Source organism: Microbacterium sp. G2-16M, assembly GCF_055809115.1.
Window position 1 is genome coordinate 3,122,168 of sequence record NZ_CM147897.1, and the last position, 12,962, is coordinate 3,135,129.

At 70.3% G+C, this 12,962-nt stretch carries 15 protein-coding genes; 5 read left to right on the plus strand and 10 right to left on the minus strand.

What is annotated here, in order from left to right; translation table 11 throughout:
• Positions 1-10: 10 nt before the first annotated feature.
• Positions 11-700, plus strand: a complete 690-nt coding sequence (gene rplA / locus AC0L6F_RS14715; protein ID WP_473538447.1) for a 50S ribosomal protein L1 — start codon at positions 11-13, stop codon at positions 698-700.
• A 51-nt stretch (positions 701-751) separates the two neighbouring features.
• On the opposite strand, the gene AC0L6F_RS14720 is transcribed toward rplA, so the two are convergent.
• From AC0L6F_RS14720 to AC0L6F_RS14730, 3 genes are all read right to left on the minus strand, one after another.
• Positions 752-1,027 carry an acylphosphatase gene (locus tag AC0L6F_RS14720; protein WP_259611441.1) on the minus strand — a complete coding sequence of 92 codons (276 nt, stop codon included), beginning with the start codon at positions 1,025-1,027 and terminating at the stop codon, positions 752-754.
• Positions 1,028-1,155: 128 nt separating this feature from the next.
• The gene (locus AC0L6F_RS14725; RefSeq protein WP_259611442.1) at positions 1,156-1,812 is read right to left on the minus strand and encodes a response regulator; all 657 of its coding nucleotides are present in this window, start codon (positions 1,810-1,812) and stop codon (positions 1,156-1,158) included.
• Complete coding sequence (locus tag AC0L6F_RS14730) at positions 1,809-2,990, minus strand: sensor histidine kinase (protein ID WP_473538449.1); 1,182 nt, start codon at positions 2,988-2,990, stop codon at positions 1,809-1,811. Before AC0L6F_RS14730 ends, AC0L6F_RS14725 begins: the two co-directional genes overlap by 4 nt.
• A gap of 262 nt (positions 2,991-3,252) precedes the next feature.
• Here AC0L6F_RS14730 and AC0L6F_RS14735 point away from each other — a divergent pair, with 262 nt between their 5' ends.
• A complete protein-coding gene (locus AC0L6F_RS14735; RefSeq protein WP_473538450.1) occupies positions 3,253-3,978 on the plus strand; it encodes a hypothetical protein in 726 nt (241 codons plus the stop codon).
• Between the two features lie 83 nt (positions 3,979-4,061).
• Here AC0L6F_RS14735 and AC0L6F_RS14740 read toward each other — a convergent pair whose 3' ends face one another.
• On the minus strand, positions 4,062-4,826 hold the full coding sequence (locus tag AC0L6F_RS14740) for a LysE/ArgO family amino acid transporter (protein WP_473538451.1): 765 nt from the start codon (positions 4,824-4,826) through the stop codon (positions 4,062-4,064).
• Positions 4,827-4,897: 71 nt separating this feature from the next.
• Here AC0L6F_RS14740 and AC0L6F_RS14745 point away from each other — a divergent pair, with 71 nt between their 5' ends.
• Positions 4,898-5,776 carry a LysR family transcriptional regulator ArgP gene (locus AC0L6F_RS14745; RefSeq protein WP_473540013.1) on the plus strand — a complete coding sequence of 293 codons (879 nt, stop codon included), beginning with the start codon at positions 4,898-4,900 and terminating at the stop codon, positions 5,774-5,776.
• 108 nt (positions 5,777-5,884) lie between these two features.
• Here the strand turns inward: AC0L6F_RS14745 and AC0L6F_RS14750 are convergent, their stop codons facing one another.
• The 5 genes from AC0L6F_RS14750 to fdhA form a co-directional block, all read right to left on the minus strand.
• The gene (locus tag AC0L6F_RS14750) at positions 5,885-6,379 is read right to left on the minus strand and encodes a MarR family winged helix-turn-helix transcriptional regulator (RefSeq protein WP_473538453.1); all 495 of its coding nucleotides are present in this window, start codon (positions 6,377-6,379) and stop codon (positions 5,885-5,887) included.
• The gene (locus AC0L6F_RS14755) at positions 6,376-8,070 is read right to left on the minus strand and encodes an MDR family MFS transporter (protein ID WP_274637328.1); all 1,695 of its coding nucleotides are present in this window, start codon (positions 8,068-8,070) and stop codon (positions 6,376-6,378) included. Before AC0L6F_RS14755 ends, AC0L6F_RS14750 begins: the two co-directional genes overlap by 4 nt.
• Positions 8,071-8,222: 152 nt before the next feature.
• Positions 8,223-8,939, minus strand: coding sequence for a YqaJ viral recombinase family protein (locus tag AC0L6F_RS14760; protein ID WP_274637329.1), 717 nt, complete (start codon positions 8,937-8,939; stop codon positions 8,223-8,225).
• Between the two features lie 67 nt (positions 8,940-9,006).
• The gene (locus AC0L6F_RS14765) at positions 9,007-9,405 is read right to left on the minus strand and encodes a GlcG/HbpS family heme-binding protein (RefSeq protein ID WP_259611450.1); all 399 of its coding nucleotides are present in this window, start codon (positions 9,403-9,405) and stop codon (positions 9,007-9,009) included.
• 82 nt (positions 9,406-9,487) lie between these two features.
• The gene (fdhA, locus tag AC0L6F_RS14770) at positions 9,488-10,708 is read right to left on the minus strand and encodes a formaldehyde dehydrogenase, glutathione-independent (protein WP_473538455.1); all 1,221 of its coding nucleotides are present in this window, start codon (positions 10,706-10,708) and stop codon (positions 9,488-9,490) included.
• A 124-nt stretch (positions 10,709-10,832) separates the two neighbouring features.
• Here fdhA and AC0L6F_RS14775 point away from each other — a divergent pair, with 124 nt between their 5' ends.
• Positions 10,833-12,086, plus strand: a complete 1,254-nt coding sequence (locus AC0L6F_RS14775) for a helix-turn-helix transcriptional regulator (RefSeq protein ID WP_473538456.1) — start codon at positions 10,833-10,835, stop codon at positions 12,084-12,086.
• A 113-nt stretch (positions 12,087-12,199) separates the two neighbouring features.
• On the plus strand, positions 12,200-12,508 hold the full coding sequence (locus AC0L6F_RS14780) for a 4a-hydroxytetrahydrobiopterin dehydratase (RefSeq protein WP_274637332.1): 309 nt from the start codon (positions 12,200-12,202) through the stop codon (positions 12,506-12,508).
• 9 nt (positions 12,509-12,517) lie between these two features.
• Here the strand turns inward: AC0L6F_RS14780 and AC0L6F_RS14785 are convergent, their stop codons facing one another.
• Positions 12,518-12,889, minus strand: coding sequence for a nuclear transport factor 2 family protein (locus AC0L6F_RS14785; RefSeq protein ID WP_473538457.1), 372 nt, complete (start codon positions 12,887-12,889; stop codon positions 12,518-12,520).
• Between the last annotated feature and the right edge of the window lie 73 nt (positions 12,890-12,962).

The following is a 12,962-nucleotide window of genomic DNA, read 5'->3' on the forward strand; positions in this document are numbered from 1 at the left end:
GATAACGAACATGGCTACCAAGTCCAAGGCATACCGCGCCGCCGTCGAGAAGATCGCGCCGGACACGTTCTACACGCCGACCGAGGCCGTCGGGCTCGCCCGCGAGACCGGGTCGAAGAAGTTCGACTCGACCGTCGAGGTCGCCCTCAAGCTGTCGGTCGACCCGCGCAAGGCGGACCAGATGGTGCGCGGCACCGTCATGCTGCCCCACGGGACCGGCAAGACCGCCCGCGTCATCGTCTTCGCCAACGGCCCGGCCGCTGAAGCGGCCATCGCCGCCGGTGCGGACGAGGTCGGCAGCACCGACCTGATCGAGCGGGTCGCCGCCGGCTGGACCGACTTCGACGCGGCCGTGGCCACGCCCGAGCTCATGGGCCAGGTCGGTCGACTCGGCAAGGTGCTGGGCCCCCGCGGTCTGATGCCGAACCCGAAGACCGGCACCGTGACCCCCAACCCGGCCAAGGCCGTCGAGGAGATCAAGGGCGGCAAGATCGAGTTCCGCGTCGACAAGCACGCGAACGTGCACTTCATCGTCGGCAAGGCCTCGTTCACGGCCGAGCAGCTGGACGAGAACCTTCGGGCCGCGCTCGACGAGATCGTGCGCCTCAAGCCCTCCAGCTCGAAGGGCCGCTACATCCAGAAGGGTGCCGTGTCGACCACGTTCGGCCCCGGCATCCCGCTGGACGTCAACGCGATCTGACGCACATCGCAGAACGGGGCTCCACCTTCGGGTGGGGCCCCGTTCTCGTGCTCACGCCGTGGGCAGCACCTCGAAGCCGGACGCGCCGGTGGGTGCAGCATCCGTCACCCGGGCGCTGGTGACCGCCGAGCCGGGCGGGCCCTCGGCCATCCAGGCCACGATCGCGTCCACCTGCTCGTCGGTGCCCTCGATCTCGGCCTCCACCGTGCCGTCGCGGCGGTTGCGCACCCAGCCGGCGACCCCGGCCGCACGTGCCTCCAGACGCAGGGTGTACCGATAGCCGACGCCCTGCACCTCGCCGGCGACCACGACATGCACTCGACGCATCCCTCCATCGTGCCGCAGCCTGCCCAGGCGTGGGGCGGATGCCGCGCCCGGCACGGCTGCAGGGTCAGACGCACGGGCGCCGGCGGGGATTCTCAAACGTCGCGCAGCAGGAACCCGTCGGCGATCGCTCAGCGCGCGCTCGAACCGGCGAATCCCGTCTCGTAGGCCAGAATCACGGCTTGCACTCGATCGCGCAGGCCGAGTTTGGCCAGGATGCTTGCGACGTGTGTCTTCACGGTTGCGGGGCTCACGACGAGCTCGGCCGCGATCTCCGCATTCGTCCGACCGCGGGTCAGTTCGGTCAGCACTGCGCGTTCTCGGTCGCTCAATCGCTCGAATATCACCGGATCGGCGGATGCCGCGTCATGGTGCAGGAACTCGTCGACCATACGCCGCAGCACCGGCTGGGCGAGCGTTGTCTCGCCCGAGGCGACGGCCCGCACACAGCGCACGAGTTCTGTGGGGTTCACGTCCTTGAGCAGATAACCGCTCGCACCCTCGCGGAGGGCAGAGACCACGTACTCGTCGAGATCGTATGTGGTCAGCACCAGCACGCGGGTGCGCGGGGACTCGCGCACGATCGCACGCGTGGCGTCGAGCCCGTTGAGCTGAGGCATCCGGATGTCCATGAGCGCCACGTCCGGGTCGTGTTCACGGACCAGTGCAACGGCCTCCGCCCCGTTCGCGGCCTCCCCGCACACCTCGAAGTCGGGCTGCTGTTCGAGGATGATGCGGAAGCCGCTGCGCACCAGCTGCTGGTCGTCCGCGACGACGATGCGGATCACGGGGCGGCCTTTGCCGAGGCGACGGTCCCGCCCGGCACGGACGATGAGGCCGGCGACGACTCTCGTGACGGGGGTTGCGAGGACGATTCCGGCTGGCCGTATGGCAGGGTGGCGCACACGCGCCATAGTTCGCCGTCGTTGCTCTGTCCGGCTTGCACGGTTCCGGAGTGGGCCGCGGCCCGCTCGACCATGCCCACCAGCCCGTTGCCGGCCCCGTCGACGTTGCCGCGGTCGTGACTCGAGATGTCGGCACGGATCTCGTTCTCGATGACGATGCGCAGGGCCTCCGGTTCATACGCGACAGTCACACGCGGCCGGCTTCCGGGCGCATGGCGCCGGGCATTCGTCAGGGCCTCCTGCACGATGCGGAACGCTGCCAGGGAGACTCCCGCTGCGACGGGGACGGGAGATCCGACAACCGTGAGGCTGGCACCGTCGGCCGCCGTGAGTTCCGGCAGCCGTTCCAGGCCCGGCCGTGGATCCGCATCCGGGCCGGTCCTGCCGCGCGCGACCGCGAGCAGCGAGCGCACCTCGGCAAGCCCTTCCCGGGCCGAGGTCATGACGTGCTCCACCGGGCCCATCGCGGGATCGGAGGCCGAGAGCAGCTGCTGTGCCGCTCCCGCCTGCACGGCGATGCTGCTGAGGGTGTGCGCGAGAATGTCGTGCAGATCGCGGGCGATGCGCGAGCGTTCGGCCTCCGCTGCCAGGGCGGCATGCTTCTCGCGTTCGGCGGCGAGCTCGGCGGTCAGCCAGCGCAGGCGTTCGGATTGTGCGCGCGAGCGGGCGAGCAGCCAGCCGGCCAGGGCCGGAGCGCCGACGATGATCGGCGGCGTCAGCAACATCTCGACGGTTGAGGTGCTCGTGCCCACCTGAATGGTGAACGTTGCCGCGAGAATCAGGACCAGCGCGATGCACGCCCGGATGCCGCGGAGATGATCCGCGACAGAGAACGCGAGCACGAGGACGGTCGCGAACGCCCACAGTGGAGTGGCCGCGCCCGGAAGCTGAGAGAGCACCACGCATCCGATGGACGCGATGATCGCCATCGCCATCGGCGCGCGCGTGCGCAGCACAACGGATGCCGCGGTGAGCGTCGCGACGATCTCGGTCAGCGGATGCAGCACGGCGTCATCCAGCGCTGTGGTCACTATCGCGGCGGCGACGAGCAGCGTCGCCATCGCGAGATCGGGCCACGGAAGGCCGACGAGTCTCCACCATGAGCGCTGCATGATCCCCAGAGTATGACCTGGATCGGCCGACGGCATCGGCCGATCGGGCGAGCGCGGACTCGTCCGATCGGCCCAGACGCCGCGTCGAGGAACCATCCGCTGGGCCGCCGGAATCGCCCGGCAGCGGGAATCGCCGCGCGCCGCCGCGTTTCTACGCTTGCGACATCAGCTGGCGCTCACGCCGAGTGCCCCTCACGAAAGGACCATTCCCATGGCCGACACGCCCGTCCCGGATCGTCCCCGCACGGCTCTCTTCTGTCTGTGCCTCATCGCCGCCCCTCTCGCCGAAGTGGTCGAGGCGATCCTCTCGCCTCTCACCGGCGGATCGACCGGCGACGACTTCGCCGCGATCGCCGCCGCGCCCGCCCGCTTCACTGCAGCGGTGCTCATCGGCCTCGTCGGCACGATCCTCCTGTTTCCCGCGCTGCTCGGTCTGGCTCATCGCTCCTCCGAACGCTCACCGCGTCTCGCTCTCGTGGCTGCCTGCGCGGTGGTGGTCTCTCTGGTGGGCTTCGCGGCCATCCGGATGGCCCAGGCATTCGAGCTGCAGCTTGCTACGGGCGGCCAGGCGGATGCGGTGGCTCAGTTCGAAGGTGCAGTGGGCAACACAATCGGTGCGACGCTGACCGTGATGTTTCTCGGCGGCAATGTGATCGGCATCATCCTGCTCGTCATCGCCCTCTGGCGCTCGCGCCGTGCGCCGATTCCCGCGGTGGTGCTGTTTCTGCTGTTCCCGATCACCGATCTCCTCGTGCCCGGTCACATCGGACCGATCGTCTCGCACCTCGTGCTGCTCGCGGCGATGAGCTGGATGGCAGTGGGCTTCCTGCGTGCGGGACCCGCCCGACATGAGCGCCACTCCACGACGGAATCGGCAGAGCACAACGCAAGTGGCTCGCCCGCGCCGTCGAGAAGCTCGTCGGGGCGGAATGCGTAGCGGGCTCGCGAAACGGTGAATCTCCCTCACCCCGGCCAGGATCACGGCTGGAGGGTCAGATGCTCCTGCGTCGGCGGGGATTCTCAGACGCCGCGCAGCAGGTTGACCGCAAGAGCCAGCATGATCACGGCGATCACGGCATCCAGGATCCGCCAGGCTCGGGCGGTGGCCAGCCACCGCCCGAGCAGCCGGGCGCCGTAACCGAGAGCGAAGAACCACACCGCACTGCCGGTCACGGCGCCCAGAGCGAACCACCACCGGTCGGCGCCGTGGGTGCTGGCGATCGATCCCAGCAGGAACACGGTGTCCAGGTACACGTGCGGATTCAGCCAGGTGAGCGCGAGGCAGGTGGCCAGGGCGGCGGCCAGTCCCGTGCGAGTCGGGCCGGCGGGGGCAGTCGCGACCGGGACCTGTGCCGCCGGGATCGAGGCGGCCGGGACCGATGCGGCCGGGCGTGGTGCGGCCGAGCCCGATGTGGTCGGAACCGCCGCGGTCGAGACCTGTGCTGCCGGGACCGCCGCAGCCGCGGTGCCAGGGGTCTCGATGACTCGCAGCGCGTCGCCGGAGGGTCGCCAGGCGCGCCGGACGGCCAGCACCGCGTAGCCGGCCAGGAACACCGCCCCGGCGATCCGGACCACCAGCGTCAGCCAGGGGATCGCATGCAGCGCGAGCCCGATGCCGGACACGCCGAGCACGATGAGTACGGCGTCCGACGCCGTGCACACCAGCACGATGGGCAGCACATGCGCGCGACGGACGCCCTGGCGCAGCACGAACAGGTTCTGCGCGCCGATCGCGATGATCAGCGACAGGCCCAGCCCGAGGCCGGCGAGGGTGGAGGCGAGCACGTCTCGACGCTACGGCCCACCCGAGGTGAAGTACAGCTCATGTTGCTGATGATGCATTAGCGTGGCTGATGATGCGCATCCCGTTCGAACTCGCCGAGACCCTCGCCGCCGTGGTCGACGAGGGGACGCTGGATGCCGCGGCCCGCCGCCTGCACATCACACCGTCCGCGGTCAGCCAGCGGATCAAGACGCTCGAAGAGCAGCTGGGTCGGGTCGTGCTGGTGCGCGCCAAGCCGGCGCGGCCGACCGATGCCGGCTCGGCGGTGGTGCGGCTGGCCCGCCAGCTCGCGCTCCTCGAGCACGACGCGGTCGCCGAGCTCGGCGACGCGGCCGGGATCGCCAGCATCCCGCTCGCGGTGAACGCCGACTCGCTGGCCACGTGGTTCCTACCGCCCCTGGCGCGGGCGAGCAGGCGGCTCGGCGTGGTCTTCGACCTCTATCGCGACGACCAGGACTACACCGCCGGCCTGCTCGAATCCGGCACGGTCATGGCCGCCGTCACCTCGCGCGAGCGTGCGGTGGCCGGATGCCGGGCGGTGCCCCTCGGCACCATGCGGTATCGGGCCACGGCATCCCCCGAATTCGTCTCCCATTGGCTCCCGGACGGCGCATCGGCGGCGGCGCTGGCCGTGGCACCGGTGGTCGAATTCGACCGCAACGACGATCTGCAGACCGCGTGGCTGCGCTCACAGCGGGTGGGCGAGCAGCCGCCCCGGCACTTCGTCCCGGCATCCGCCGACTTCGCGCGTGCCGTCCAGCTCGGTCTGGGCTGGGGGCTGCTCCCGGACGCGCAGGCGTCCGCGGGGCTGGCCGACGGCTCACTGGTCGCGCTCGGCGGCGAGCCGGTGGAGGTGCCGCTGTTCTGGCAGCAGTGGAACCTGCGCTCCGCGCTGCTCGATGCCGTCGCCGACGAGGTCGTCGCCGAGGCGCACCGCGCGCTGGCCCGCTGAGACACGGGGCGGCGAGACACGTGGCGATGAGACAGGTGGCGCTGAGTCAGCTGGCCCCACTCGAGCCGCGGGGCGGCGAGCCGGGCGGCGCCGGGGACAGCCTGTCGGTCAGAGCGCCAGGCCGCTGGTGAGCGCTTCGAGCAGCCGGCTGAGCTGGCGGACGGAGTCGACCGGCCAGTCGGTGAGGACGTCGTCGAGGCGGTCGAAGTACGGCACGCGGGCGGCCTCGAGCCGTGCGTGGCCGTCGGCGGTCACGGTGATCAGCCGGATGCGTCCGTCCGTCGGGTCGACGGTCCGCTCGACCAGGCCGAGTCCTTCCAGCTCGCTCACGGCCCGGCTGAGCATGCCCTTGTCGGCCTCGAGCCGCTCGGCGAGGGCGGACAGGGTGATGGGACCGCGACGGTCGATCACGGTGAACGTCTTGAACGTGCCCGGCTGCAGTCCGGGGCTGACGGATGCCGATGCCTCGGCGTACGCACGGCGCAGCCGGCTGAACATTCCGGCGAACGTGCCCTCGAGCTGGCGCACCGCTTCGATCCGCTCGTCGTGCGCCGCGGCGGCATCCCGGTCGGATGCCGCCGCAGAGGCGGAGGAGGTGCTCATCGGTCGTCCGTGCGACCTCTGTCGCCGGCATCCGCGCCACCGCCGAGCGGGATGCTGCCGGTCGCGGTGAGCACGTCCATGCCCTCGGGCACCGACACGGTCGCAAGGTCGGCCTCGCCCGCATGGGCACGCTCGGTGTTGGTCATGCGCGTCAGCGACGTGTTCGGCAGGAACAGGATCGCGATCAGGCTGAGCACCGCGAACGGCACCGCGATCAGGAACGACTGCGAGATGCCCTGTGCGTAGACGTCCTCGATGATGACGCGCAGCGCGTGCGGCATCGTGGACACCTGCGGCAGGGTGCCGCTGCTGAGCTGCTGCTGCCAGTACTGCGCCTTGTCGCCCAGGCTCGCGATCGCCTTGCCCAGCTCGGGCAGGCGGTCCTTGATCAGCCCGGTGACCGAGGTCGCCAGCGCGGCACCCATGACCGCGACGCCGATGGTGCCGCCCAGGCTCCGGAAGAACGTGACGCCCGAGCTGGCGACGCCGATCTCGCTGGGCTTGCAGGTGTTCTGCACGATCAGCACGAGGTTCTGCATGGTCATGCCGACGCCGGCGCCGAGCAGGAACATGTACAGCGAGACGATGACGAAGTTCGTGTCGTAGTGGATCGTCGACAGGGTGAACGAGCCGGCGATCAGCAGCGCGCCGCCGAGGATCAGGTACGGCTTCCAGTGCCCGTACTTCGAGATCAGCGCCCCGATGAACACGGATGCCACGAGCAGACCTGCGATCATCGGGATCGTCATCAGCCCCGCCTGCGTGGGCGTCGCGCCCCGCGCCAGCTGCATGTACTGGCTCAGGAACACCGACGCGCCGAACATGGCGATCCCGGTCGCGATCGAGGCGATCACCGCGAGGGTGAACGTGAGGTTGCGGAACAGCGAGAGCGGGACGAGCGGCTCCTTCGCGCGCATCTCGACGATGATGAACAGGATCGTGCCGAGGATCGCGCCGCCGACCATGAGGATGGTCGGAAGGCTCCACCAGTCGAAGCTGTCGCCGGCGATCGAGACCCAGATGAGCAGCAGCGACACGGACGCGGCCAGCAGGACGATCCCGAGGTAGTCGATGGACACCTTGCGGCGCGCGTGCGGGCTCAGGTGCAGGGTCTTCTGCACCAGGATCAGCGCCACGATGGCGATGGGGAGGGCGACGTAGAAGTTCCAGCGCCAGCCCCAGGCGTCGGTGAGCACGCCGCCGAGCAGCGGGCCGCCGACCGTGGCGACCGCCATCACGGCACCGAACAGGCCCATGTACTTGCCGCGCTCGCGGGGGCTGAGGATGTCGGCCATCAGCACCTGGCTCAGTGCCGCCAGGCCACCCGCGCCGATGCCCTGGAAGGCACGGAACGTGATCAGCATCTCGGGGTTCTGCGAGAAGCCCGCGGCCGCGGTCGACAGCACGAAGATGACGATCGCCAGCTGGTAGAGGAACTTGCGGTTGAACAGGTCGGCGAGCTTGCCCCAGATCGGCGTCGTGATGGCCGTCGTCAGCAGGGTCGCGGTGACGACCCAGGTGAACGCGGTCTGGTTGCCGTTCAGGTCGTGGATGATCACCGGGAGCGAACTGGAGACGACGGTCGAGGCGAGCATCGACACGAACATGCCGAGGATCAGCCCGGACAGCGCCTCGAGCACCTGACGATGGTTCATCTTCTCGGCACCGGTGGGAACGGGGGAATCGGTCATTCGGGTCCTTCGAGAGGTTCTTCGAGTGAAGGGGACGCGCTCCGGCGGTGATATGACCGGCCGGCGCAGAACTTTGACGAACGTCAACAGTTGAGAAGGGTCAACTATATGCCTTCTGGTTGAGGTATGTCAATTACCGGTGAGGGGCCAGCTCAGTCGGCGAGGGCGAGCGCGCGGTGGATCTGGCGTGCCGGCGGCGTCCGCGTAGGCAGTTCGCGAGCAGGCAGTTCGCCGGCGGCTGGTTCACGAGCCGCCGGTTCGCGAGCAGGCAGTTCGCGGGCGGGCGCCGGATGCGTGCGCCGATGAAGCTCGTCGATCAGCGCCGTGGCCAGGCGCACGAGTTCGGCGATCTCGGCCTCGTCGCGGTCGACCCACGCGCAGCGGGGCTCGTCGTCGACGGGGACGAAGCCGCGATGCTGCTCCCAGGCGACGAGGGTCCGCTCGGCGCCGAGCACGTGCTGCTGCCACCACACCTGTCGCAGGTACGAGCGCGGGATGGAGCGCCAGGCCTTGTTCGTCGTCTTGATCTCGGCGAGCGTGATCCGGCCCGCGGCATCCACCGCCAGTCCGTCCGGAGTGGCCAGATGCCGCGGCTCGATCACGGCGCGGAACAACGCGGAGGAGGGCAGGATGCCGTGGGTCGCGGCGACCCAGCCGGCGATCTCGGGCTCGCGCCGGCGCCCGTGGTCGGTGTAGACGTTGCCGTGGAACCCGCTGCCGCGCAGCTTCGCGTCGGCCGCGCGCGGGATCACCCGCTCGCTGGTGAGGGCCGCGACATCCGTCGCCGTGATCCCGCGCGAACGCGCCCGCAGCCAGGCGACACGGTCGCGGGAGTCCGCGACGATGCGCTCGGTCAGCTCGGGGGTCACGCCCTCCACCGTACGCCGAGCGGCGGACCCCGCCCGCCCGCGACACCCCCCGGGGCGGGCAGGTCGTTCAGAACCCGGCGGCGCCGGCCTCGGCGACCGTCTGGTCCTGCTCGCCGGACCCCCCGCTGACGCCCACCGCGCCGACGACCTTGCCGTCGCGCGAGAGCGGCACGCCGCCGGCGAAGATCGCGACGCGGCCGTGGTTCGTGTTCTGGATGCCGAAGAACTGCTGGGTCGGCTGCGAGTTGTCGCCGAGGTCCTTGGTGGAGATGTCGAACGCCTTGGACGTCCACGCCTTGCTGATCGAGATCTCGACGCTGCCGATCCACGCGCCGTCCTGGCGCACATGCGCGACCAGGTTGCCGCCGGCGTCGACGACGGCGATGTTCATGGGCTGGCCGATCTCGTCGGCGCGCTTCTCTGCGGCGGCGATGACGCGACGGGCGTCCTCGAGGGTGACGGACATGGTGCTTCCTTTCGCTGGATTTCGTGGGGGATGGCGGGGAGGGACGGATGCCTCGGGCCGAGGCATCCGGGAGCCCCGCCGGCTACGCGGCCTTGATGTAGCCGTTCGGGTTCAGGACGTACTTCTTCGCGGCGCCCTGGTCGAACTCGGCGTAGCCGCGCGGGGCGTCCTCGAGCGGGATGGGGGTGGCCTGCACGGCCTTCGCGATGTGCACCTTGTCGTGCAGGATCGCCATCATCAGCTGCCGGTTGTACCGCATCACCGGGCACTGACCGGTGGTGAACGACAGCGACTTCGCCCAGCCCAGGCCCAGCCGCAGCGACAAGGATCCGGTCTTCGCGGCCTCGTCCACGCCGCCCGGATCTCCGGTGACGTACAGGCCGGGGATGCCGAGGGCGCCGCCGGCGGCGGTGAGGTCCATCAGCGAGTTGAGGACCGTCGCCGGGGCTTCGTGGCCGGCGTTCGCGCCGTGCCCATGCGCCTCGAAGCCGACGGCATCCACGCCGCAGTCGACCTCGGGCACGCCCAGGATCTGCTCGATCTGATCCTTCGGGTCGCCTTGGGACACATCGACGGTCTCGCATCCGAACGAGCGCGCCTGGGCGAGCCGGTCGGCGTTGAGGTCGCCGACGATGACCACGGCGGCCCCCAGCAGCTGGGCGCCGACGGCGGCGGCCAGCCCCACGGGGCCCGCACCGGCCACGTACACCGTCGATCCCGGCCCGACGCCGGCGGTGACCGCGCCGTGGAACCCGGTCGGGAAGATGTCGGAGAGCATCGTCAGATCGAGGATCTTCTCCAGCGCCTGGTCCCGATCGGGGAAGCGCAGCAGATTCCAGTCGGCGTACGGCACGAGCACGTACTCGGCCTGGCCGCCGACCCAGCCGCCCATGTCGACGTAGCCGTACGCGCTGCCGGGCCGGTCGGGGTTGACGTTCAGGCAGATGCCGGTCTTGCCCTCTTTGCAGTTGCGGCAGCGACCGCAGGCGATGTTGAACGGCACCGAGACGATGTCGCCGACCTGGATGAACTCCACGTCCGGACCGACCTCGACCACCTCGCCGGTGATCTCGTGCCCGAGCACGAGGCCGGCCGGTGCGGTCGTGCGGCCGCGCACCATGTGCTGGTCGGACCCGCAGATGTTCGTGGCCACCGTGCGCAGGATCGCGCCGTGCGGCACCTTGCGGCCGACGTTGGCCGGGTTGACGCCGGGCCCGTCCTTCAGCTCGAACTCCGGGTAGGCGGTGTCGATCACCTCGACCACCCCCGGACCCTTGTATGCCACGGCTCTGTTCCCAGACATCCTCGTCCCCTCCGTCTCACGCGGTCATCCGCTGGTCTCGAGCCTGGCCGTCGGCGGTGCGGAAGGCCATCATCCCGGGGGACCGTCTTGCCCACCCGAACGGGTGGGCGTCTAGGGTGGGGGGATGGACGGCGGCTCCACCTGCACGGATGAGACGCTGCGCGACCTCGTCGAGGTGGTCAATGCCCCCGCGTATGCGCTCGCCGACCGTCTCTCGGCTGCGCTGGCGACGTTCGTCGCGCATGACGCGCTGCTGATCCTCGCCGCCGACACCGCGGGCGGCCGGCGCCGCGGGTCCGGCGATCGGGCCTTCATCGACGGCGTCTCGTTCCTCGACCTCGACGAGCTGCGCCGGGTCATCGCGCCCGACTCTGCGCGGCGCGGGGCGCTGGATGTCGGGGGTCGGCAGGTGGCGACGTTCGAGGCGCTCTCGCGCAACGGCGCGCTGCTCGTGCTCGCCCGCCCGGGGCCGGTCCGCGAGACCGATGCCATCGTGCTGCAGGCCTGGAACCTCGTCGCGCTGCGGGTGCAGCAGCTCGCCGACGCCGCTCCGCCGGACTATCTGCAGCGTGCGCGGGCAGCGTCGGGCGAGCGGATGGAGGCGCTCACCGAGCTGGCCGACGAGTACTCCACCACGCTCGAGTCGGTGTTGGCGGCGCTGCGGTCGGCCGACCTCGACGACCGCAGCGCACGCACCACCGCGACCGGGATCGCCGCGCAGGGCATGGTGCACCTGCGGACCGCCAGCGACCGGGTCCGGACGTTCACCGAAGAGCCGGTCACCACGGCGTTCGAGCGGCTGCGCGACGATCTGCGTCCGCTCGTGCGGTATCGCGACCTGGACGTGCAGTTCGTCGAGCCGCCGGTCGACGGGCGCCCGCTGCCGAGCGAGGTCGCGCACGGCGCGCGGGCGGTGGTGCGGGGGTCGATCCTGGCCCTGGTCGATCGTCCCGAGGTCGGTCGGGTGCGCGTGCAGTGGGACTGCGACGGCACGAACCTGCTCATCGGCATGCGCGACGACGGGCCGGGCGACATGACGGATGCCTCGACCCAGCTCCAGCTCGTGCGGCAGCGCGTGCACGCCTTGAACGGCCGGCTCACGATCGAGGCCACTCCCGGGTGGGGCACCGAGATGGCGATCGTCATCCCGCTGGATCCGCCGCACGTGGGGTCGGCGGCGGCCGCGTGGGAGCTCCGGCCGCGCGAGCTCGAAGTGCTGCAGCTTCTGGCCACCGGCCGTCGCAATCGCGCGATCGCCGAAGAGCTGGGCATCAGCGAGAACACGGTGAAGTTCCACGTCGCCGGCATCTACCGCAAGCTCGGCGTCTCGTCCCGCGCCGAGGCGGCCGCGGTGTTCCATGATCGCAGCGTCGATTGAGCCGCGTCGATTGAGCCAGTGTCGATTGAGCCGGTGTCGATTGAGCCGGTGTCGATTGAGCCAGGGTCGATTGAGGGGTTGCGTTCGCCCAGGGGAGTGGCAGGGTCGGAGCCATGGACATCATGACGAACGACCAGTTCCGGGCGTCTCCCGGGGTCGAGGACTGGCATCCCGCCGGTGACGGGGTGGCCGCGCAGTTCCGCACCGGCGATTTCGCGACCGGCGCCCGCCTCTTCGCCGCGATCGCCGATCTCGCCGAGGCGGCCAACCACCACCCCGACGTCGAGGTCACCTACCCCCACGTGCGAGTGAGCCTGGTGACGCACTCCGCCGGCGGGGTGACCGAGGCGGATGCCGCACTCGCGGCCTCGATCTCGCGCGCTGCACATCAGCTGGGCATCGAGGCCGAGTCGGCCGAGTAGGCCGCGACCCTACGGGGCCGGCTCGGTGGCCGCGTTCTTCTGCGACCTCATGTACCACTCGACGAAGCGTCGCGCACGGCCGTCGGGTGCGAAGTGCACCTCCCAGAGATTCTGGTAGCTCTCGTGACCGGGGTAGTCGACGTGGCCGGTGATGACCCCGAGCTGCTGGTCTTCGATCAGCACATCCAGTTCGAAGACCGGTTCGCTGGGCTCTTCTTCGCGCCATGCCGCGATGATCGCGTCGATGCCCCGGGTGGGCGTGGGGTCGTCGGGCTGAAACCAGTACTCGGCATCGTCGGTGAACAGGGCTCGGATGTCGGCGTCCGCCTTCGTCTTCCACGCCCGGATGTATCCGTTCAGCCATTGCTTCGTCCGTGACATGGTTCGTGTCTACCCGGTCGGGGCTGGGGGCGAAAGGGCGTGCCGGGCCTCAGCGCCCGGCGACGGGCTCCGT

Coding starts and splice junctions, on each gene's coding strand:
- fdhA (WP_473538455.1), bottom strand. CDS start 10,708: ATGTCTGGGAACAGAGCCGTGGCATACAAGGGTCCGGGGGTGGTCGAG.
- rplA (WP_473538447.1), top strand. CDS start 11: ATGGCTACCAAGTCCAAGGCATACCGCGCCGCCGTCGAGAAGATCGCG.
- AC0L6F_RS14775 (WP_473538456.1), top strand. CDS start 10,833: ATGGACGGCGGCTCCACCTGCACGGATGAGACGCTGCGCGACCTCGTC.
- AC0L6F_RS14720 (WP_259611441.1), bottom strand. CDS start 1,027: ATGCGTCGAGTGCATGTCGTGGTCGCCGGCGAGGTGCAGGGCGTCGGC.
- AC0L6F_RS14765 (WP_259611450.1), bottom strand. CDS start 9,405: ATGTCCGTCACCCTCGAGGACGCCCGTCGCGTCATCGCCGCCGCAGAG.
- AC0L6F_RS14755 (WP_274637328.1), bottom strand. CDS start 8,070: ATGACCGATTCCCCCGTTCCCACCGGTGCCGAGAAGATGAACCATCGT.
- AC0L6F_RS14730 (WP_473538449.1), bottom strand. CDS start 2,990: ATGGCGACGCTGCTCGTCGCCGCCGCGATAGTGACCACAGCGCTGGAT.
- AC0L6F_RS14780 (WP_274637332.1), top strand. CDS start 12,200: ATGGACATCATGACGAACGACCAGTTCCGGGCGTCTCCCGGGGTCGAG.
- AC0L6F_RS14745 (WP_473540013.1), top strand. CDS start 4,898: ATGCGCATCCCGTTCGAACTCGCCGAGACCCTCGCCGCCGTGGTCGAC.
- AC0L6F_RS14785 (WP_473538457.1), bottom strand. CDS start 12,889: ATGTCACGGACGAAGCAATGGCTGAACGGATACATCCGGGCGTGGAAG.
- AC0L6F_RS14750 (WP_473538453.1), bottom strand. CDS start 6,379: ATGAGCACCTCCTCCGCCTCTGCGGCGGCATCCGACCGGGATGCCGCC.
- AC0L6F_RS14735 (WP_473538450.1), top strand. CDS start 3,253: ATGGCCGACACGCCCGTCCCGGATCGTCCCCGCACGGCTCTCTTCTGT.